The organism is Microbispora sp. KK1-11 (assembly GCF_006874435.1).
In the GTDB taxonomy this organism is placed as follows: Bacteria; Actinomycetota; Actinomycetes; order Streptosporangiales; family Streptosporangiaceae; genus Microbispora; species Microbispora catharanthi.
The window spans coordinates 33,311-52,051 of sequence record NZ_VIRJ01000031.1 but is presented as its reverse complement, the minus strand read 5'-3'; the positions used below and the strand labels follow the sequence as shown (position 1 = coordinate 52,051).

Below are 18,741 nucleotides of genomic sequence, written 5' to 3'. Positions count from 1 at the left end.
CATGCGGATCGTGGTGGTCGGCGCCGGGCTCGGAGGAGTTGCGGCGGCGGTGGGGCTGCATCGCCTGGGTCATGAGGTGACGCTCTTCGAACGGGCCGTCGAGCTGCGGGAGGCGGGCACCGGGATCGTGGTCATGCCCAACGGGCTTCGAGCGCTGGACGCGCTGGGGCTGGCCGAAGACGTTCGCGGGCACGTCATCCACACGGCTCGCGGGGGATTGCGGGACCGGCGCGGACGGCCGCTGCTGGTCACCGACCCGGCCCGGGCGCGGCAGGTGGTCCCGACCCCCGCCATGATCGACCGAGCGGAACTGCACCGGGCGCTGCGCGCCCCGCTGCCGCCCGAGCTGGTGCGGACCGCGACCCCCGTCGAGCGCCTGGAGCCCGACTCCACCGGGGTGACCGTGATCAGCGAAGGCGAGCCCGTCGCGAGAGCGGACGCCGTGATCGCGGCCGACGGCATCGGCAGCAAGCTGCGCGCACAGCTCTTCCCCGATCATCCTGGGCTGCGGCGGACCGGCCGGATGGACCTGCGCGGCATGCTGCCCCGCCCTCCCGGAATGGCGCCGGACCTGCTCACCAGCCAGTTGGTCGACCGCCGCAGCGGGGCGATGTTCGGCCTGTTCCCGGTCGGGGAGGACCGCCTGTACTGGTTCACCGACTCCCTCCTGCACGGCACGCCGCCCGGCGCGGACGAGGCGCGCCGGCAGATGCTGTCCCTGATGGCCGACTGGCACCCCCTCGTCACGGCACTGATCGAGGCCACCTCGCCCGACGACATCTACGTCGACCCGATCGCCCGCCTGGCCGAACCCCTGCCCTCGTTCGCGACCGGCAGGATCGCGCTCCTCGGCGACGCCGCGCACGCCATGCCACCCGACCTCGGGCAAGGCGCCAGCCAGGCATTCGAAGACGCCGCCGCGCTGACCCGCCACCTGGCCGACGCGGAGCCGGCCGACGTCGCCCAGCGGCTCCTGCGCTACGACGCCGCGCGCAGACCCAGAGCCAACCGCATGATGCTGGCGGCGTCCCGGCAGTCGTGGCTGACCTCTCGGACCGGCGTCGCCGCGTGGCTACGCGACACGTTGCTGCGGGCCGTGCCGTCCCGGCTGGCCACCCGGCAGCTCGCCGCCCTCTGGCACGCCTAGCCGCCTGCCCGGGGTCAGAAGGGGGCCTCCTCGGGGCCGTTCGGCTGGGGCTCCTGGCGCTGGGCCATCGCGGCGGCCAGCTTCGCACGGGCGCCCTGGAGCCACTCCTCGCAGATCGCCGCCAGCCGCTCTCCCCGCTCCCACAGCTCTATCGACTGCTCCAGCGTGAGCCCGCCGGTCTCCAGGCGGCGCACCACCTCGGTCAGCTCCTCGCGGGCCTGCTCGTACGACGGGGTCTGCCTGTCCGGCGGGGTCTGCTTGTCCTCAGCCACGTCCCCACCTTAGAGGCCGTGACCGACACTCCGCGGCCTCTTAGCCCTGTCCTGTTTGGGCATAAATCGCATAGTTTGTCCGTTACTTAGATGTACTAACCATGTTCGGGGGCGATGATCGGGGGGTCATCCTTATGTGTGGAATCAGCGGCTGGGTGGACTACGGACGCGACCTTCGTCGCGAACGGGAGACCGTGCAGGCCATGACGGACACGATGGCGTGCCGGGGGCCCGACGCCGAGGGGATGTGGCTCGCTCCGCACGCCGCGTTCGGCCACCGGCGGCTGGCCATCATCGACATCGAGGGCGGGCGCCAGCCGATGGCCGCCGAGGCCGGCGACGATGTCGTGGCCGCGCTCACCTACAGCGGCGAGGTCTACAACTTCAGGGAACTGCGCGCCGAGCTCGCCCAGCGCGGGCACCGGTTCCGGACCCAGAGCGACACCGAGGTCGTCCTGGAGGCGTACCTCGAATGGGGCGAGGACTTCGTCTCCCGCCTCAACGGCATGTACGCCTTCGCCATCTGGGACGCGCGCCGCGAGGAGCTGCTGCTCGTGCGCGACCGTATGGGGATCAAGTCCCTGTACTACTACCCGACGCCCAACGGGGTGCTGTTCGGCTCCGAGCCCAAGGCCATCCTGGCCAACCCGCTCGCCGAGCGGGTGATCGACGCCGACGGCCTGCGCGAGATCCTGGCCTTCGTCAAGACGCCGGAGAGCGCCGTCTTCCGGGGGATGCACGAGGTGCGGCCCGGCCAGGTGGTGAAGGTGCGGCGCGAGGGCCTGAGCAAGCGCCGCTACTGGCAGCTGGAGGCCCGCGAGCACACCGACGACCTGCAGACCACCATCCGGACCGTGCGCGAGCTGCTCGACGACATCGTCGAGCGGCAGCTCATCTCCGACGTGCCGCTGTGCACGCTGCTGTCCGGCGGGCTCGACTCCAGCGCCGTCACCGCGCTCGCGGCCCGCGCGCTGGCCGGCCAGGGCGGGGTGCGGTCGTTCTCCGTCGACTTCGCCGGCTACAGCGAGAACTTCCAGGCCGACGACATGCGCGACACCCCGGACACGCCCTACGTCCACGACGTCGTGCGGCACGTCGGCTCCGATCACACGGACATCGTGCTGGACTCGGCCGACCTCATGGATCCCGCCGTGCGTGCGGCCGTCCTGCGGGCGAGGGACCTCCCGCTCGGCATCGGCGACATGGACACCTCGCTCTACCTGCTCTTCAAGGCGATCAGGGGGCACTCGACGGTGGCGCTGTCGGGGGAGTCCGCCGACGAGGTGTTCGGCGGCTACCGGTGGTTCCACGATCCCGAGGCGGTCAACTCCGGCACCTTCCCGTGGCTCGCCATGCAGGGCCAGACGGGCCTGTCCAGCCGGGGCGAGTTCCTGAACGAGGAACTGCTGCGCAAGCTCGACATTCCCGCCTACCGCGCCGACAGCTACCAGCGGGCGCTGGCCGAGGTGCCCCGGGTGCCGGGGGAGACCGGGCTGCAGAAGCGGATGCGGGAGGTCAGCTACCTGCACCTGACCCGGTTCGTGCAGATCCTGCTCGACCGCAAGGACCGCATGAGCATGGCCGTCGGGCTGGAGGTCCGGGTGCCGTTCTGCGACCACCGCCTGGTCGAGTACGTCTTCAACGCCCCCTGGGCCATGAAGACCTTCGACGGGCACGAGAAGAGCCTGCTGCGCGCGGCGACGGCCGACGTGCTGCCCCGCTCGGTGGTCGAGCGCCGCAAGGTGCCCTACCCCTCGACGCAGGACCCGGCGTACGAGCGTGCGCTGCGTGCCGAGGTGACCCGCGTGCTCGCCGGCGACCCGGCCATCGGCTGCCTGGTGGACGCTGGCAAGGTGCGCACGATGCTCGACCAGCCCATGGGCGCGGTCAGCCTGCAGGGCGCCCGGACATCGCTGGAGGGCATCCTGCAGATGAACGCGTGGCTCGGCGCCTACGACGTGCGTCTCGCGATCTGACCCGCCGCGGCCCGTGGCGCGGGTCACTCGTCCTGGGCGGTCACCGTCACGCGGTCGTCGGAGAAGCGGATCGTGAGCTCGTCACCCGGTTTGACGTCCCCGGCCAGGCGGACGACCTCTCCGGAAGGACGCTGCGCGATGGCGTAACCCCGCTCCAGGGTCGCCGCGGGGGAGAGGGCCACGAGCCGGGCCCTGAGATGTTCCAGCGAGTCGGCCGAGCGGTCCAGGGACGCCGAAAGGCAGCGCCTGGACCGCTCGCGCAGCGCGTCGACCTGCTCGGCCCGCCGGTCGAGCTCCCGGACGGGATCGGCGAGCGACGGCCGGGAGCGCACGGACTCGAGCCAGGACATCTCGCGCTCGACCCAGCCCCGCAGCACCCGGCGGCCCCGGTCCCTGAGCTGGTGGACGAGCGTGAGCTGCTCGCCCACGTCGGGCACGACCTTCTTGGCCGCGTCCGTCGGGGTCGAGGCGCGCACGTCGGCCACGAGATCGAGCAGCGGACTGTCCTGCTCGTGGCCGATCGCGCTCACCACCGGCGTACGGCAGGCCGCGACGGCCCGCACCAGCGACTCGTCGGAGAACGGCAGCAGATCCTCAAGGGAGCCGCCGCCTCTGGCGATGATGATCACGTCGACCTCGCGGTCGGCGTCGAGCCTGCGCAGCGCCTCGGTCACCTCGCCCACGGCGTACGACCCCTGGACGGCGACCTGCTCCACCTTGAAACGGACGGCGGGCCAGCGGCGGCGGGAGTTCTCCAGCACGTCACGCTCGGCCGCCGAGTCGCGCCCGCAGATGAGCCCGACGGTTCCCGGCAGGAACGGCAGCCGTCTCTTCCTGTCGACGTTGAACAGGCCCTCGCCCGCGAGCACCTGGCGGAGCCGTTCGAGCCGGGCAAGCAGCTCGCCGATCCCGACCGGACGGATCTCCAGGGCCGTGAACGCGAACGAGCCCTTGTTGACCCAGAAGTCCGGCTTGACGTGCATCACGACGCGCGCGCCGTCGACGGGACGTGGCACGCTCGCCTCGTAGACCGCCCGCGCGCAGGTGATGCGCGCCGAGACGTTGGCCACGGGATCGCGCAGCGTCAGGAAGACGGTGCCGCCCCGGGCGGTCAGCTCGGTGATCTGTCCTTCCACCCAGACGGTGCCCAGCTTGCCGATCCACTGGGCGACCATCTGCAGCACCGACCTGATCGGCAGCGGCGCCTCCGGGGACGTCTTCGCGCTCAAATGCCCTCCTCGCCTGGCCCGGCTCGCACCTGCAGGCTAGCCGTACCTGCCGACAATCCACAGGCGACCAGGCGGAGGACGCCTCACCCGCCCGCCCGGCGTACGCCAGGGCGGGCGCGGGCGGGGATCAGGACTCGGACTGGAGCTTGGACAGCCGGTTCTGGAACATCCGGACAACTTCGGGGCGGTTGAGGTGCGCCTGCTCGTAGTCCAGCAGCGCGTGCACCTGCTCGGCCGACTTGCCGCGCATCCGCGCCCGCAGCGACGCCACGGAGAGGTCCGCGTAGCCCGGCATCGGCTCCGCCGTCTCGGTGGTCGTTTCGGTGGCCGTCTCAGCGGTCGTCTCGTCCGTCGCCGGCTGTTCCTCGGGCTGCTGAGCCGGCTCGGCCGCCGCCGCGGCGGGCTGCTCCGCCGGGGCCTCGGCAGGGCTCTCCGTCGCCTTCGCGGCGGCGGGCTTCCTGCGAGTCCTGGTGGCCTTCGGCGCGGCGGTGGTCGTGCTCTCGGCGCCGCTCGTGGTCTCGGCGGCCTCAGTGGCTTCGGGGGTTTCGGTGGCTTCGGCCGTGGCCTTGCGGCGCGTGCGCGGCTTCTTGGCCTCGGCGGGCGCGGCCTCTTCCGCGGTCTCCGCGGTTCCGGCGGTGGCCTTGCGGCGGGTGCGCGGCTTCTTGGGTGCGGCGGTCCCGTCCGGGACCTCGGCGACGGCCGGGGGCTCGGCCTCGGCGGCAGGGGCGGCCTCGGGCTTCGGCTCGGCCGCGGCCTCCACAGCCTCCACAGGCTCGACGGTTTCGACGGCCGGGGGCTCGGCGGGCGCCGCCTCGGCCGGGGCGGCCTCAGCGGCCGGAGTCTCCGCAGCAGGAGTCTCCGCGGCCGGGGCCTCGGTCGTCACCGCCTCGGCCTTCTCAGCCTTCTCGGGCTCGGCCTTCTCGGGCTTCTCGGTCTTGCTCGGGCGGGGGGCGAAGATGACGGGCTCCCGGCGAGCGGGCCGCTCCCCGGCGGCCTGCTCGGCCGCCTCCTCGGTGCGCGGCGCCTCGGCGGTCTCCCGGCGCTCGCCGTCCTGCGCCTCGCCGGCGAAGCGCTCCTTGATGGTGGTCTTGATCTTGTCGCCGACCAGCAGCGCCTGTCCGACCCCGTTCAGAGCGGTCTGAAGGACTGTCGTTATTGCTCTAAGGACGGACATTTCTGCTCCCGGGGAGATGCGTATCTGGTACACCCAGTCTTGCAAGACCAGGGTCAAGAGGTGGCTCGCGTTCCACATAGCATAGGAACATGGACGTGCAGACCTCAGCGCCCCGCCGTGTCCTGGTCGCCAAGCCCCGCGGCTACTGCGCGGGTGTCGACCGTGCGGTGCAGGCGGTCGAACGGGCGCTGGAGCAGTATGGCGCGCCAATCTACGTGCGCAAGCAGATCGTGCACAACACCCACGTCGTGAAGACGCTGGAGGAGCGCGGCGCCGTCTTCGTGGAGGAGACCGAGGAGGTCCCCGAGGGCGCCATCGTCGTCTTCTCCGCGCACGGTGTCGCGCCCGCCGTGCACGAGGAGGCCGCGAGCCGCCGGCTCCGGACGATCGACGCGACGTGCCCGCTGGTGACCAAGGTGCACAACGAGGCCAAGAGGTTCGCGGCCAAGGACTACGACATCCTGCTCATCGGGCACGAGGGGCACGAAGAGGTCGAGGGCACCGCCGGTGAGGCGCCCGAGCACATCCAGCTCGTGGACGGGCTCGACGGCGTCGAGGGCGTGTCCGTACGGGATCCGGAGAGGGTGGTCTGGCTCTCGCAGACGACCCTGTCGGTGGACGAGACCACAGAGACGGTCGCCCGGCTGCGGACGCGCTTCCCCAACCTCATCGACCCGCCGAGCGACGACATCTGCTACGCCACCTCCAACAGGCAGACCGCCGTCAAGCAGATCGCCGCCGAGTCGGACCTGGTCATCGTCGTCGGCTCGGCCAACTCCTCCAACTCCAAGCGGCTGGTCGAAGTCGCCAAGGACTACGGCGCCGCCGCGTCCTACCTGGTGGACGACGCCTCGTTCGTACGGGACGAGTGGCTGGAGGGCGTGCGCACGGTCGGCCTGACCAGCGGCGCCTCCGTCCCGGAGGAACTCGTGCGGGGAGTGCTCGCCAAGCTGGCCGACCACGGCTTCACCGAGGTCGAGGAGGTCGAGTCGGTGCAGGAGAGCATGCGGTTCGCCCTGCCCCACGAACTCCGCAAGGACCTCCGCACGGTCTAGCCAGGGTTCAGCGGGAATCCGGGTTCACTCGTCGGCGGCCCTGCCGTACACGCGGGGCTCGAAGTAGCCCTCCGGCTCCGGGTCGAACGTGCGGACGCGGCCACGGCGCGAACGGGAGCGGGAGGCCGGCGTCGGCTCGGGCGTGCCCGAGCCGCGCAACTCCCTCAGACTGTCGGGCAGGCCGCGCACCCACGCGATGCCCAGCGCCAGCGCGGACCCGAGGAACAGCCACGGCGCGCCGGACGACAGCGCGGTGAACATCCCGAGCCCGAACGTCTGGAGCATCGAGCCCGAGCTGAGCGCCCGCACGAGCTCCATCAGCAGCGCCGCGACGAAGAAGACCAGCGGAGGCGTCACCACCAGCGGCAGCAGGTCCCGGGGACGCACCAGCAGGACCGCCGCGAGGCACCCGGCCACGAACGCGGGCCCGGGCAGGAACGGCATGCCCACCAAAGTGATCACGAAGAGCATGACGATCGCCCCCCGAGCGGTCAGCCGCAGCCCCGCTCGACCGGTGCCTGTCATCGGGCCCCCCTTACGACAAGTCTCGCGTCAATTTACCGTTCTGACGATGCGGGGGAGGGGGGCTTACCCGCTCTTCACCTTCGAGTTCGGGGATGGCGACCGGCCGGGGGACCTCCTCCACCGCCGACGGGGCGTCGAGCGAGTAGTCCACCAGACCGAGGTCGTTCATTCTCCGCGCGCTGACCAGGACCCTGCTCTCCAGCGAGCCGACCGTCTGGTTGTACGCGGTGACCGCTCTCGTGAGCGCCTTGCCCAGGGCGTCCACGTGCCGTCCGAGGCCGCCGAGCCGCTCGTACAGTTCCTTGCCCAGGTCGAAGACGGCCTTGGCGTTCTCACTGACCGCGGTCTGCTGCCAGGCGTACTGCGCGGTGCGGAGCATCGTGACGAGCGTCGTGGGAGTGGCGATGTGGACGCGCCTGCGCATCGCGTACTCCAGCAGTCCCGGGTCGCGCTCCAACGCGGGCGCGAGGAACGCCTCGCCGGGGATGAACAGGACCACGAACTCGGGCGACGGATTGAACGCCTGCCAGTAGGACTTGGCGGCTAACCGGTCCACGTGCTCGCGCACGTGCCGCGCGTGGGCGTCCAGCCGGGCCGAGGCGAACGCGGGATCGGCGGCCTCGGCCGCCTCCAGGTAGGCCGCGAGCGAGACCTTCGCGTCCACGATGACGTTCTTGCCGCCGCTGAGCCGTACGACCATGTCGGGCCGGACCACACCGTCGCGGGTGACGGCGCTCACCTGCTCGTCGAAGTCGCAGAAGCGGGCCATTCCGGCGATCTCCGCCACGCGGCGCAGTTGCAGCTCACCCCACCGTCCCCGGGCCTCCGGCCGCTGGAGCGCCCGCACCAGCGCGTCCGTCTGGGCCTTGAGCCGGTCGGAGCTCTCCCGTACGAACTCCATCTGCTTGCTCAGCTCGGCGCGGGCGGCGCGGGCGCCCGACTCGCTCTCCCTGAGCTGGCTCTCCACCTTGGAGAGCGTCTCACGCAGCGGCGCGACCAGGTTCTCGACCGCCTGCCTGCGCTGGTCGAGGTCCCCGGCCGCCTCGGCCCTCGTGGTGTTCAGCCGGTTCTCGGCGAGTTCGAGGAAACGCAGGTTGGCCACGTCGAGGGCGTGCGCGGAGATGGCCTGGAACCGCTCGGTGAGCTGGTTTTCCATGTAGGCCACCTTGTCCTCGGCCGCCCGCGTCCGCGCCTCGGCCTCGGCCACCCTGGCGGCCTCCTGGGCGGTACGGCCCGCGGCCCGCATCCCGGCCAGGGCCGCACCGACCACGACGCCGATCACCAGTCCCAGTGCGAGAGCCACGACATCCACGGTCTGGATGATTTCAGGCATTGGCGTGCCAAACAGGGAGGCGCGCCTGGGAGTGGCCCGAGGCCGTCGATGTCCGGCGCACCCTCCGGGGCCCCTAAACTCGTGGTACGTGAGCCTGAGCATCGGCATCGTCGGCCTGCCCAACGTCGGCAAGTCCACGCTTTTCAACGCCCTGACCAAGAGCGGGAACGCCCTGGCGGCCAACTACCCGTTCGCCACGATCGAGCCGAACGTGGGCATCGTCGGCGTGCCGGACTCCCGTCTGGACAAGCTGGCCGAGATCTACAACTCCGCGCGCGTCCTCCCGGCCAAGGTCGAGTTCGTCGACATCGCGGGCCTGGTGAAGGGCGCATCGGAGGGCCAGGGCAGGGGCAACCAGTTCCTCGCCAACATCCGTGAGACCGACGCGATCTGCCAGGTCATCCGGGTCTTCTCCGACCCCGACGTCACCCACGTGGACGGCGAGGTGGCGCCCGGACGCGACATCGAGACGATCAACACCGAACTGATCCTCGCCGACCTGCAGACGATCGAGAAGGCGCTGCCCCGCCTGCAGAAGGAGGCGCGCAACAACAAGGACCGCAAGGTCCTCCTGGAGGCCGCCGAGGCCGCGGCGAAGCTGCTCGACACCGGCACGACCCTGTACGCCGGGGGCAAGGCGGCCGGGATCGACCCCGCCGACCTGCGCGAGCTCCACCTCCTCACGGCCAAGCCGTTCCTGTACGTCTTCAACCTCGACGCCGACGAGCTGACCGACGCCGACCTGCGGGCGAAGCTCTCGGCGCTCGTGGCGCCGGCGGAGGCCGTGTTCCTCGACGCCAAGATCGAGTCTGAGCTGGTGGAGCTGCCCGACGACGAGGCGCTGGAGCTGCTGCAGTCCGTCGGCCAGGAGGAGTCGGGCCTCGCCCAGCTCGCCCGGGTCGGCTTCGAGACGCTCGGCCTGCAGACGTACCTGACGGCCGGGCCCAAGGAGGCCCGGGCCTGGACGATCCGCAAGGGCGCGACCGCTCCCGAGGCCGCCGGGGTCATCCACACCGACTTCCAGCGCGGTTTCATCAAGGCCGAGGTCATCTCGTTCGACGACCTGGTGGAGGCGGGTTCGATGACCGCCGCCAGGGCGGCGGGCAAGGCCCGCATCGAGGGCAAGGACTACGTGATGCGCGACGGCGACGTCGTGGAGTTCCGCTTCAACGTCTGAACCGGCGCTGTCCGCCCTGCTCATGCCTCCGGGGCCTCGTTCTGGGGCAGCGAGAGAACGAGGTTGGCGTTCTCGTGCCCCAGACGCTCGGCCACGACGATGACCGATTCACCCTGCATCAGCAACAAGGCGGCCCGAAGCCGGGCCGCACGCGCCGCCGCCTCCCGCTGGCGCTCCCGGCGGCCGGTTAAGAGCCCGCCGGACGGCTGGCGCGGATGAGTCGAGGCGGGCCGCCGCGCGACAGCACAGGTCTGATCACGGGCGAGGGCTGAGCTGGAACAGCCGCCAAGTGCCGCGCTGCACGTGGTTGCGCCTCCGGCGGGGGCGCTCCGGCTCCGGGATGGCATCGAACACATACGGGTGGTGGGGTGGCTGGTGCGGGAGCCATCCCGCCCGCCATCGACCCCAGGCAAGCCCAGCAGCCCGCCTCCTCCGCCGCAAGCCCGGCTGTGACAGTTGCGTCCAATGGCCGTGGAAGGTGCACAGGCGAAGGGACACGTTAAGCCGGGCTTGCACCTCCGTCGTCGGCCCGCTGCCGCTCCGCGGTGGGGTCGACGGCAGACAGTGATGATGTAGATGAGCGCCTCCCGGTGGCCGGCCTTTCGCTGCTTCCGGTTCCCGAGCCATCACGGAGTGCTCGCTTTCGCATGGGAGCGGGCACGCTCTGTGGCAAAACCTTTTCCTGTCCTAAGCTCGGGCCTCCCGGGGCTTCCCAAGATGCGGCGAAGAGCGGATCCTCGTCCGCGACCAGCTCTGGCACGCAGCCGGACACCGATGGGAGAACGAGCGGCGATGAGCACGTGGAGGACGGCGGTCGCTCTGTCGCTCGCGAGCATCGTGCTGGCTGCCACGGCTGCCTGCCAGCCTCGGGAGGCTCGTTACCTGCACATCGAGAACCGGCTGCCTGAGCCGGTGTCGGTGCGGTGGATACACGAGAAGGACCTCACCACCGATATCGGTCCGGGTGAGGAGTTCGACCTCAAGGTGGGCGATCCAGGCTGCTTCGTGGGGGTGCACGACGACGTACTGGTCGCGACCACGCGGAGCGGCAGGACGGTCACCTTCGGACCTTCCGCTTGCATGGGCAGGACATGGACCATCCGATGGCCGGCCAGTATCCGATAACCGCCATCGGGAACGTCCTGCGGGGCTACGGCCGGGATGCCTCGACCGAGCTCTTCGGGCTTCGCCATGGCCAACTACCGGCGGACGTCGTCAACTGTCGGGCTGGCCCGGGTCGCGCGCGGCCTTCGAGCTGATCCGTGCGGACGCCGTCTTGTCCATGCTGGTCATGCTTACAGCCATACCCCACGCCACCGGGGCACGTACGGGGCACAAGACACCGTGAAACGTCGAAAAAGTGATGATCACGACGTAAGGCCAGAAAGGCCGCTCGACCAGCGCAGCAACCCTTCCGGCCCACGTCGCCAGGACGGCGATCACAGTTCCGCTTCAACGTCTGACCGTTCTCAGACGAGGTCGCGGTAGTAGTAGAACATCGGCTCGGTCGCTCCGGGCTCGCTGTTGGCGAAGCCGTGCGCCTCGTAGAAGCGGCGGGTGTCGGTGTCCTCACCGTCGACGTTGATTTCGAGCGTCTCCGCGCCGCGTTCCCGCGCGAGGCGGCACGCCGCTTCCAGCAGGGCGTGCCCGAACCGCTGTCCGCGCATGCCGGGCCGCACGTACAGCTCGTCCAGGAGCGCGGCCGGACCCTCCTGCCAGACGTTGGGCCGGAAGGACATCACCGCGACGCCGACGGCCGGTTCGCCGGTGAGAAGGGCGACGAGGCGGTCCCCGGCGATCATTCGGCGCAGGCGTGCCGTGAGCACGTCCGTTCCCGGTGACGGCGCGTCGAACTCGCGGTTGAAGGCGTCCAGCAACTCGGCGACGACAGCGGCGTCGGACGCCGTCGCCTGCCGCACCAGGTGCTCTCGCTGAGGTATGGCCACCTGCGCACCCTTCCTGCTCGGCCCGGCGGACCGCAAGATATTTTCGAGCATCCGCGGAAGAGGCCGGTGACCATTCCCGGCCCGATCGCGTCTGGTCTGTTGTGACAGACACGAAGACGCGGGGGGCATCATCATCGAGGAGCTGTACCGCGAGCACTGGACGCTCGTGTGCGGGTTCCTGTTACGCCGCACCCGCGATCCCCACCTCGCCGAGGACCTGGCCCAGGAGACGTTCGTCAAGGCGACCAGGGCGCTGCTCGGCTGGCGCGGCGGGAACGCGGCCGCGTGGCTGCTCACCATCGCCCGCAACGTCCTGGTCGACCACGTCCGGCGCCACCGCCGGGAGCTGGACCTGCCGCATCCCGACGAGCTCGGCGTGCCCCCGCTGCACATCGAGTCGCTGGCCGTGCGCGACGTCCTGGACCGGCTGCCCGAGGAGCACCGCAGGCTGCTCACCCTGGTCTACTTCGAGGGCTTCTCGCTGGTCGAGGTGGCCGCGATGACCGGCAAGAAGAACACCACTGTCAAGACGGCCGTGTGGCGGGCCAGAGCGGCCTTCGCCGATCTCTACGGAGGTCCTCATGACTGACGACGACCTGCTGCCGGCCATGCCCGACTTCGATCCCAAGGCGACCCGCCGGGCCGTCCGGCGGGGTGTCGCCCGCACCGCGATCACGGTGCTGGCGGCACTGCTCGTCCTCGTCCTGGCGGCGACGGTGGGCTCCGACGTGATCCAGCGGCGCGGCGACCGGGAACAGCGCATGACCGACGTGCTGGGCACCGCCTTCAAGATCTACAACCCCGGCTACGACATCGAAGTGCGAAACTGGGGTGCCACGACACCGCTGTCGATGTCGTTCACGGTGGCCGCCCGGCCCATGCGCGCCGTCGGGGGTTTCGTCGAAGGTTATGGCGGCGTCGAGCACGTCGTCACCCAGGACTTCTTCGGCCACGTGGGCAGGCTGCCACTCGGTACCTACGCCGGCACCACGTTGAGCATGGCGCTGATGAACGTGGGGACGGGCAACCAGCCCAAGGAGGACAGCCGCAAGGTGCTGGCCAGGCTCCCGGAGGGGCTCAACGCGCTGGCGGTGGTCGAGTTCGCCAAACCGCTCACCAACGACGAGCTGGCCGCCTTCACCGCCAGGTACAAGTCGCATGCCGACAAGGTGGTCTTCGAGCGGCGTCCAAGGTCGATCCCCATCACGTGGGGAGGGCCGACGATGTGGGACCGGGCCCCGATGCCGGGATCCGATGCTGAGCCGATCAAGTCGGACCTCGCGAAGTTCCGCCGCTGGGTCGGCATCCTCAAGGACTACGACGACGACAACCTGCACGACTTCGATCTGAGCCTGGCGCGGCTGCGCAAAGCCGCGAACGACGGCCTGGTCTACGCCTACGTGGACTCGTCGGCCACGATCGGGGAGCTGCGCAAGATAATCGAGGATCCGCTGGTCCGCACGGTCCGTGTGGCGGACGTCACCTACGATCTCGAACGGTCCTGAGACGGCCGGGTCGCGCAAAGCGGCGGTCAGGTGGTGAGCGGCATCACCCGCCACACCTCTCCCTTCGGTCAGATCCTGCACGGCCGGCGGAAACGCTTGGGCCAACTGCCCTGGACGCATTCGTGAGGCTCGTTGAAGCATCGAGATGAGGCCGTTTGGCGCGAAGTCGCCGTTTGAATCCCTTTTCGCAACAAATCTCATCGGTGCCGTAATCCGGCATGGCGGGAGGGGGCGGCCGAATTCGGGCACCGGGGAAAGCCCAGGTGGCCTGACGTGGCGAGGCCCGACCGGGCCCAAGGGGGGGACCATGCATCGGAAATCCAGGCAGCTGACTCTCGCGGCGATTTTCGCCTCGACGCTCACGGCCGGCGGAATCGCGCTGCTCGGCGGCACCGCCTCCGCGGCCACCGGCGCACCGGGAACGGCGTGGGCGCCGCAGGCGAGCGAGCCCGGCGGCTCGGTGCGGGCGGCGTCGTACACCACCATCAGCGAGCCGCTGCTGGTGAGCGAGGCCCTACCCGTGGCCGGGACGGTGCCGATCGGCCTGCCGAGGATCACGATCGCTGAGTTCCCGGCGCAGTGGTCCGCCGGGCAGTACAGCGGATCGAGCCTGCGGAGCGAGGCGCTCCCGGGCATGGGCGCGTCGATGGAGCAGATGGCGGAGGAGGCCCGCCAGAGCATCAGGGACGAGGCGAGCAGCGCCAAACAGCAGATCATGCAGGAGGCGGCGAGCGCGCAGCAGCGCATCGAGCAGATGTCCCAGCGCGCGCAGCAGCAGGTGTCGGAGCAGGCGCAGTCACAGTCGCAGTCGTCGGCGAGCCAGTCGCAGAGCTCCTCGCTGCCGGAAAGCGCTCCGGGCAGCGCTCTGGGCAGTGCTCCGGAGAACGTCCCGCCCGCGATCTCGGGTCCGGAGAGCGCCCCGCCGGCGGGCCTCCCGCCCACGTCGAGTGAGTGGTCCTCCTCGGAGTCGTCCTCCTCTGGGGCGTGCCAGTGAGGGCGCGGGCGTAGTTCGCGACGCGACGGCCCCGCTCCGGCGGGGCCGTCGTGGGGCGTACGGTCGGTTTCGTTATGCCTGCGAGCTGCGAAGACAGCAATAGGTGGCGGTTAGGTAATCGATGCCCCCGCTGGCCAGGCGTAACGTGCTTTTCCGCGGAGTGGATAGCTGTGGGGCGCCTCTACGGGATGTAGACCTGGTTTGCTCGGTCGCGGCGATGCTTGCACCATGGGCGTGGCTTACCTGGAAGAATTGGTGAGACCGCTAGGGTGAATACTTCAATGCGGTTAACCGGATCGAGAGCAAGAGGAAACCGCGCCAGCCGGAGGGATCGGCGCGAGCGGAGGCGTGATGGCTCGCAGGTCAGACGTCCAGCAGGATCCTCGGATCGCTGGCGACCCTGACCCGTACCCACTGGAAGGCTTCGAGGCGGCGAGCGCCGCGCACGGCGCGGCCCCCCGGCGCGGAGGCTGGAGCGGCGGTGGAGGCCGCTGGCTCGTCTGGACCGGGCGGGTCATCCTCTGGGCACTGATCGTCGTCATCGTGGTCAACGGCGTCCGCGCTCCGTTCGAACGGCTGACGCAGGACGACCCGGCCGGCGTGACCCCCACGGGCACGGCCACGTCCGGGTTCCCGGCGACGGAGGCCGAGGCCTTCGCCAACCAGTTCGCGGCGGTCTACCTCAACTACGACGCGGCCAACCCCCAGCAGCGCGCGGAACGGCTGAAGTCGTTCCTGCCGGAAGGCGCCGACGAGCAGTTCGGCTGGAACGGCTACGGGCGCATGTCGGCGGGGGCCTTCCAGTTCGCCGGGATCGACGTGATCGACGACCACAACGCCCGGGTGACCGTGACATACCAGTCGGGGGGCAGCCGTGGTCTGCTGTCCGTCCCGGTCTACTACGACAACGGCAGGTTCGTGGTCTCGGCCCAGCCGGCCCTGCTGCCCGCGCCGGGTCCGGCGGGCCTGCCGCAGCTCCCGGACCCCGACCGCGACTCCGCCACCGAGGCCGAACTGCGTCCCCAGCTCGAAGGCTTCTTCAAGGCGTACGCCGCGGGCAACCAGGTCGACCTCCAGCGCTACGTCGCGAGCGGGGTGACCGTCAACGGGTTCAACGGAGAGTTCACCCTCGCCGAGCTGAAGGACGTCGTGGTCCCGCCGGACGGCGCCGACAGCAGGAAGGTCACGGCGGTGGTCGTGTGGGCGGTGGCGTCCGGACAGTCGACGGCGGTGGCGAGCCCGTCGCAGGATCCGGCGGCGCAGCCGGCCGGACTCGAGCAGGCCTATCAGTTGACGATCGAAAAGCAGGGCGGCAAGTGGTTCGTCAGGGACATCCAGGGTGCGAACCGGTCCGTGGGGTAGCGCATGCCCGGCAAAGACATCGCTGATCCATACCCCCGGGAGGGCGAGAGTTGATACTGAAGACCATCGCGGACCACGTCCTTGATCTTGCCGCGCCGTCACCTGCGCCGACGACGGGCATCAACACCGAAGGTCTCGCCGACTTCCTCCGGAAGTTCTTCGCTCCGCTCTTCCTCGCGGTCGTCTCCGTCGTGGCGATCTTCTTCCTCTTCACCCGCGAGATCACCAGGTTCGTCCAGTTCATCATCCTGGCGATCGCGATCGGCGTGATCTTCTATGTTCCCAACATCATCGAGGTGACGGCGAAGGCGATCGCGGGCGCACTTGGCATCAAGTGATCGGGCGGAGAGGAGGTTCGGGGTGGATCTGCCCACATATACCAATATCTGGCGTATTGAGAAGCGGCTGTACAAGCTGTACGACCTACGACTGCCAATGCCGCTTCCGGTCGTCTGGATCGGTGTGTTCGTGGGTGTCTCCGTGCCGTGGTGGGTCTTCCTCTACCTGATCGGACTGCCGTTCGCGGCCCCCTGGCACGTCATCTACCTCGTTCCCCCGGGCGTGCTCACCTGGCTCTCCACCCGTCCCGTCATCGAGAGCAAGCGTCTCACCGAGCTGCTCCAGTCGCAGCTCCGCTACATGAGCGAGCCCCGGACATGGTGCCGCATGGCCCCGTTCGACGAGCCGGACGAGATCGCCTTGACGGCGCGTGTCTGGCGGACCACGCCGCCGGCCGCGGCGGCGCACGCCAGGGCGGCCCGCAAGGCGCGCCGCGCGGTCTCGGTCAAGGTGCCCGTCCCGAAGGTCTCCAGGACCGGCGGACGAGCGGCCTCGGGCGCCGGGCGGGTCGGCGCGCACCAGGTGGACCCCTCGCGGGTCGTGCGCCCGGCCGTGGCGGCCGCGGCGGCCGCCGCCGCACCGGTCACCGACACACCCCCCACCACCCCCTCCCGCAGTGGTGCCGCCGCCCGGGCCGGGGCCACCGGTGAGCGCGTCTTCTACCTCACGGAACCGCCCGCACCGTCTGCACCGCCCGCACCGCTCACACGCCCGGCGGAGCCGCAGACCGGCCTCGTCACCGGCCCGGATAGCGAACACGAGCCGCATGAGGGACATGGCGGGGGACATGACGCCCCCCAGAGCCATGAGAGCCATGAGCAGGACCCTGTGCGGGACTCCGTGCAGGATTCTGTGCAGGACTCCGTGCGGCAGGCGCCCCCTGCCGCTCCCGCCGAGGCTTCGGAGGAGCCCGCCGTCCCGCCCATCGGCACCGAGACGCTGCGCCGCCTGCGCCGGCTCGCCGCTTCGGCCGAACCCCGCGCCGTACGGCCGTCCGGGGTGGCCTCCTTCACCGAGCCGGCCACGGTAGAGCCCGCGCACGAGGAGCGTCCTCGCGACGAGCGCGCGCACGACGCCGAGCCCGGCGAGGAGAGCGCCGACGCCATCCACACCGCAGACACCGAGGCGGAGGCCGCGCCCCGGGAGCCCGCCGACGACGCGGGCCGGGAGAACACGGGCCCGGAGAACACGGGCCGGGAGAACACGGCACCGCGGGACGCCGAGGCCCTTGAGCAGCATCGCAAGGGCCGTCCGCCGAGGCTCGTGCGCCCCCGCGTGCCGGGCGGCGCATGGGGCGAGCCGGCGGGCGAGGTGCCCGCGGCCGAGCAGGACACGGAGCCGGACGAGCACGTGCCGGACGAGCACGTGCCGGCCGCGGCGGCTCCTCCGGCGGACGCCACGACCGAGCACGCGCCGGAGGCCGACGCCTCCGACGCCTCCGACGCTTCCCTGCAGGACACGCCCACCTGGATCAGACCGTCCCACGCGCCGCAGGAGGTTCCGGACGACGCCGGTCCCGCCTCGCACCCTGCCTCGCACCCCGTCTCGCATCCCGTGCGGGAGGGGACGCATGCGCCGGAGCCCAGGCCGTTCCACGTGCCGGGGTCCAGGCCGTACGAGAGCGTCACGGGCAAGGGGGACGTGACGCCGCCTCCGGCCGGTCCGGCGGGGGTGTCGATCCGTGCCGTGCCCGCGGGGCCCCGCGCGGCCGGCCCGGCCGGTCCCGCCCGGCCGTCGCTGCCCACTCCGGGAACGACCGCCCCCGGCAGGCCGGCGCACGAGGAGCCGCCGCGGCTGCGCCGCGTCGAGGCCGTCGTCGGGCGCGACACCTCGGGCGGCTGGCGGCGCCTGGCGCAGGTCGTTGTGGGCGGCAGCCGTACGGACGGCATGGAGGTCGACGAGGCCCGGACCCGCATCCCGCTCACCACGAGCAGGCGGATCATGGTGCTCGGCTGCACGGGCGGCGCCGGGCAGACGACCACGGCGTTAATGCTGGGCCACACACTGGCCCGTTACCGCGAGGACCGCGTGCTCGCGCTCGACGCGAACACCGGAGAGGACACGCTCACGACGAGGATCGCCGCCGAGTCGCCCGAGACGCTGAGCTCGCTCATCGAGGGCTCGGAAGAGGTGACCGGCTACCTCGGCATGCGGGCGTACACGACGCGCTGCGAATCGGGACTGGAGGTCGTCGGGGCGGACACCGACGACCGGGTGACGCAGCGCCTGGCGGAACGCGCGTTCCTGGCCGACTGGCGCAGGACGCTCGCCGCGCTCGACCGGCACTACCGGCTTACCGTGATCGACCCCGCGGCCGCGCTGGCGGCCCGGCTCCTGCCGTACGCCGACCAGCTCGTGCTGGTGGCCCCCGCGAGCGAGGACGCCTCCGAGGCGGTGGCGATGACCTACGAATGGCTCGACGGGCACGGCTGCTCCGACCTGCGGCGCCGCGCCGTGATGGTGATCAACGGCGTGAGCCGCCGCAGCCTCCCCGACGTGGAGCAGGCCGAGGCGGTGGCCAGCGGCCGCTGCCGGGCGATCGTCCGGGTGCCCTGGGAGGACGAGCTGGCCCCAGGGCGGCCGGGACCGGTCGACGTCAATCACCTCCGAATGGGCGGCCGCAGGGCGTACGTTGCGCTTGCGGGAGTGATCGTGAGCGGTCTGGCGGCTGTCCAGGCCAAGCAGGAGGTGGCCAGATGAGGGGCGA

17 protein-coding genes are annotated in these 18,741 nt (G+C 70.9%); 11 read left to right on the top strand and 6 right to left on the bottom strand.

All coding sequences use genetic code 11. The features are described from left to right. The first annotated feature begins 1 nt into the window (after position 1). Positions 2-1,147: an NAD(P)/FAD-dependent oxidoreductase gene (locus FLW16_RS33745; protein ID WP_142564333.1), complete on the top strand. Its 1,146-nt coding sequence runs from the start codon at positions 2-4 to the stop codon at positions 1,145-1,147. A 14-nt stretch (positions 1,148-1,161) separates the two neighbouring features. Here FLW16_RS33745 and FLW16_RS33740 read toward each other — a convergent pair whose 3' ends face one another. Further along, the gene (locus FLW16_RS33740) at positions 1,162-1,419 is read right to left on the bottom strand and encodes an exodeoxyribonuclease VII small subunit (protein ID WP_139577372.1); all 258 of its coding nucleotides are present in this window, start codon (positions 1,417-1,419) and stop codon (positions 1,162-1,164) included. A 101-nt stretch (positions 1,420-1,520) separates the two neighbouring features. On the opposite strand from FLW16_RS33740, the gene asnB reads away from it, so the two are divergent. Beyond that, positions 1,521-3,395 carry an asparagine synthase (glutamine-hydrolyzing) gene (gene asnB, locus FLW16_RS33735; RefSeq protein WP_312847176.1) on the top strand — a complete coding sequence of 625 codons (1,875 nt, stop codon included), beginning with the start codon at positions 1,521-1,523 and terminating at the stop codon, positions 3,393-3,395. A 23-nt stretch (positions 3,396-3,418) separates the two neighbouring features. Here asnB and xseA read toward each other — a convergent pair whose 3' ends face one another. Together xseA and FLW16_RS33725 are read right to left on the bottom strand one after the other, a co-directional pair. Then, positions 3,419-4,624, bottom strand: a complete 1,206-nt coding sequence (gene xseA / locus FLW16_RS33730; protein WP_142564329.1) for an exodeoxyribonuclease VII large subunit — start codon at positions 4,622-4,624, stop codon at positions 3,419-3,421. Positions 4,625-4,751: 127 nt separating this feature from the next. Continuing rightward, a complete protein-coding gene (locus FLW16_RS33725) occupies positions 4,752-5,798 on the bottom strand; it encodes a hypothetical protein (RefSeq protein ID WP_142564327.1) in 1,047 nt (348 codons plus the stop codon). A gap of 89 nt (positions 5,799-5,887) precedes the next feature. Here FLW16_RS33725 and FLW16_RS33720 point away from each other — a divergent pair, with 89 nt between their 5' ends. Continuing rightward, positions 5,888-6,853 carry a 4-hydroxy-3-methylbut-2-enyl diphosphate reductase gene (locus tag FLW16_RS33720; protein ID WP_142564325.1) on the top strand — a complete coding sequence of 322 codons (966 nt, stop codon included), beginning with the start codon at positions 5,888-5,890 and terminating at the stop codon, positions 6,851-6,853. A gap of 24 nt (positions 6,854-6,877) precedes the next feature. Here FLW16_RS33720 and FLW16_RS33715 read toward each other — a convergent pair whose 3' ends face one another. Then, entirely contained in the window at positions 6,878-7,378 is a 501-nt protein-coding gene (locus FLW16_RS33715; protein ID WP_142564324.1) for a DUF6542 domain-containing protein, read from the bottom strand. A gap of 10 nt (positions 7,379-7,388) precedes the next feature. Beyond that, on the bottom strand, positions 7,389-8,690 hold the full coding sequence (locus tag FLW16_RS33710) for a DNA recombination protein RmuC (RefSeq protein WP_142564322.1): 1,302 nt from the start codon (positions 8,688-8,690) through the stop codon (positions 7,389-7,391). A gap of 109 nt (positions 8,691-8,799) precedes the next feature. On the opposite strand from FLW16_RS33710, the gene ychF reads away from it, so the two are divergent. Together ychF and FLW16_RS33695 are read left to right on the top strand one after the other, a co-directional pair. Then, entirely contained in the window at positions 8,800-9,888 is a 1,089-nt protein-coding gene (gene ychF, locus FLW16_RS33705) for a redox-regulated ATPase YchF (RefSeq protein ID WP_142564320.1), read from the top strand. Positions 9,889-10,680: 792 nt separating this feature from the next. After that, positions 10,681-11,013 carry a hypothetical protein gene (locus FLW16_RS33695; RefSeq protein WP_142564316.1) on the top strand — a complete coding sequence of 111 codons (333 nt, stop codon included), beginning with the start codon at positions 10,681-10,683 and terminating at the stop codon, positions 11,011-11,013. Between the two features lie 344 nt (positions 11,014-11,357). Here the strand turns inward: FLW16_RS33695 and FLW16_RS33690 are convergent, their stop codons facing one another. After that, positions 11,358-11,834: a GNAT family N-acetyltransferase gene (locus FLW16_RS33690; RefSeq protein WP_221891418.1), complete on the bottom strand. Its 477-nt coding sequence runs from the start codon at positions 11,832-11,834 to the stop codon at positions 11,358-11,360. Positions 11,835-11,925: 91 nt separating this feature from the next. On the opposite strand from FLW16_RS33690, the gene FLW16_RS33685 reads away from it, so the two are divergent. The 6 genes from FLW16_RS33685 to FLW16_RS44075 all read left to right on the top strand — a co-directional run bounded on the left by FLW16_RS33685 (position 11,926) and on the right by FLW16_RS44075 (position 18,734). Then, positions 11,926-12,423: an RNA polymerase sigma factor gene (locus FLW16_RS33685; protein ID WP_142564311.1), complete on the top strand. Its 498-nt coding sequence runs from the start codon at positions 11,926-11,928 to the stop codon at positions 12,421-12,423. Next, positions 12,416-13,339 carry a hypothetical protein gene (locus FLW16_RS33680; protein ID WP_142564310.1) on the top strand — a complete coding sequence of 308 codons (924 nt, stop codon included), beginning with the start codon at positions 12,416-12,418 and terminating at the stop codon, positions 13,337-13,339. Before FLW16_RS33685 ends, FLW16_RS33680 begins: the two co-directional genes overlap by 8 nt. Positions 13,340-13,646: 307 nt before the next feature. Continuing rightward, positions 13,647-14,333: a hypothetical protein gene (locus tag FLW16_RS33675; protein WP_142564308.1), complete on the top strand. Its 687-nt coding sequence runs from the start codon at positions 13,647-13,649 to the stop codon at positions 14,331-14,333. Between the two features lie 351 nt (positions 14,334-14,684). Beyond that, positions 14,685-15,695: a conjugal transfer protein gene (locus FLW16_RS33670; RefSeq protein ID WP_142564306.1), complete on the top strand. Its 1,011-nt coding sequence runs from the start codon at positions 14,685-14,687 to the stop codon at positions 15,693-15,695. A gap of 50 nt (positions 15,696-15,745) precedes the next feature. Continuing rightward, positions 15,746-16,033, top strand: a complete 288-nt coding sequence (locus tag FLW16_RS33665; RefSeq protein ID WP_139577384.1) for a hypothetical protein — start codon at positions 15,746-15,748, stop codon at positions 16,031-16,033. 22 nt (positions 16,034-16,055) lie between these two features. Then, the gene (locus tag FLW16_RS44075; RefSeq protein WP_185949709.1) at positions 16,056-18,734 is read left to right on the top strand and encodes a TcpE family conjugal transfer membrane protein; all 2,679 of its coding nucleotides are present in this window, start codon (positions 16,056-16,058) and stop codon (positions 18,732-18,734) included. Positions 18,735-18,741: the final 7 nt, after the last annotated feature.

What these genes read in the sequence shown, in the direction of transcription:
- FLW16_RS33745 (WP_142564333.1), top strand. Translation starts at nt 2, where the DNA reads ATGCGGATCGTGGTGGTCGGCGCCGGGCTCGGAGGAGTTGCGGCGGCG.
- asnB (WP_312847176.1), top strand. Translation starts at nt 1,521, where the DNA reads ATGTTCGGGGGCGATGATCGGGGGGTCATCCTTATGTGTGGAATCAGC.
- FLW16_RS33725 (WP_142564327.1), bottom strand. Translation starts at nt 5,798, where the DNA reads ATGTCCGTCCTTAGAGCAATAACGACAGTCCTTCAGACCGCTCTGAAC.
- FLW16_RS33720 (WP_142564325.1), top strand. Translation starts at nt 5,888, where the DNA reads ATGGACGTGCAGACCTCAGCGCCCCGCCGTGTCCTGGTCGCCAAGCCC.
- FLW16_RS33715 (WP_142564324.1), bottom strand. Translation starts at nt 7,378, where the DNA reads ATGACAGGCACCGGTCGAGCGGGGCTGCGGCTGACCGCTCGGGGGGCG.
- FLW16_RS33695 (WP_142564316.1), top strand. Translation starts at nt 10,681, where the DNA reads ATGAGCACGTGGAGGACGGCGGTCGCTCTGTCGCTCGCGAGCATCGTG.
- FLW16_RS33680 (WP_142564310.1), top strand. Translation starts at nt 12,416, where the DNA reads ATGACTGACGACGACCTGCTGCCGGCCATGCCCGACTTCGATCCCAAG.
- FLW16_RS33675 (WP_142564308.1), top strand. Translation starts at nt 13,647, where the DNA reads ATGCATCGGAAATCCAGGCAGCTGACTCTCGCGGCGATTTTCGCCTCG.
- FLW16_RS33670 (WP_142564306.1), top strand. Translation starts at nt 14,685, where the DNA reads ATGGCTCGCAGGTCAGACGTCCAGCAGGATCCTCGGATCGCTGGCGAC.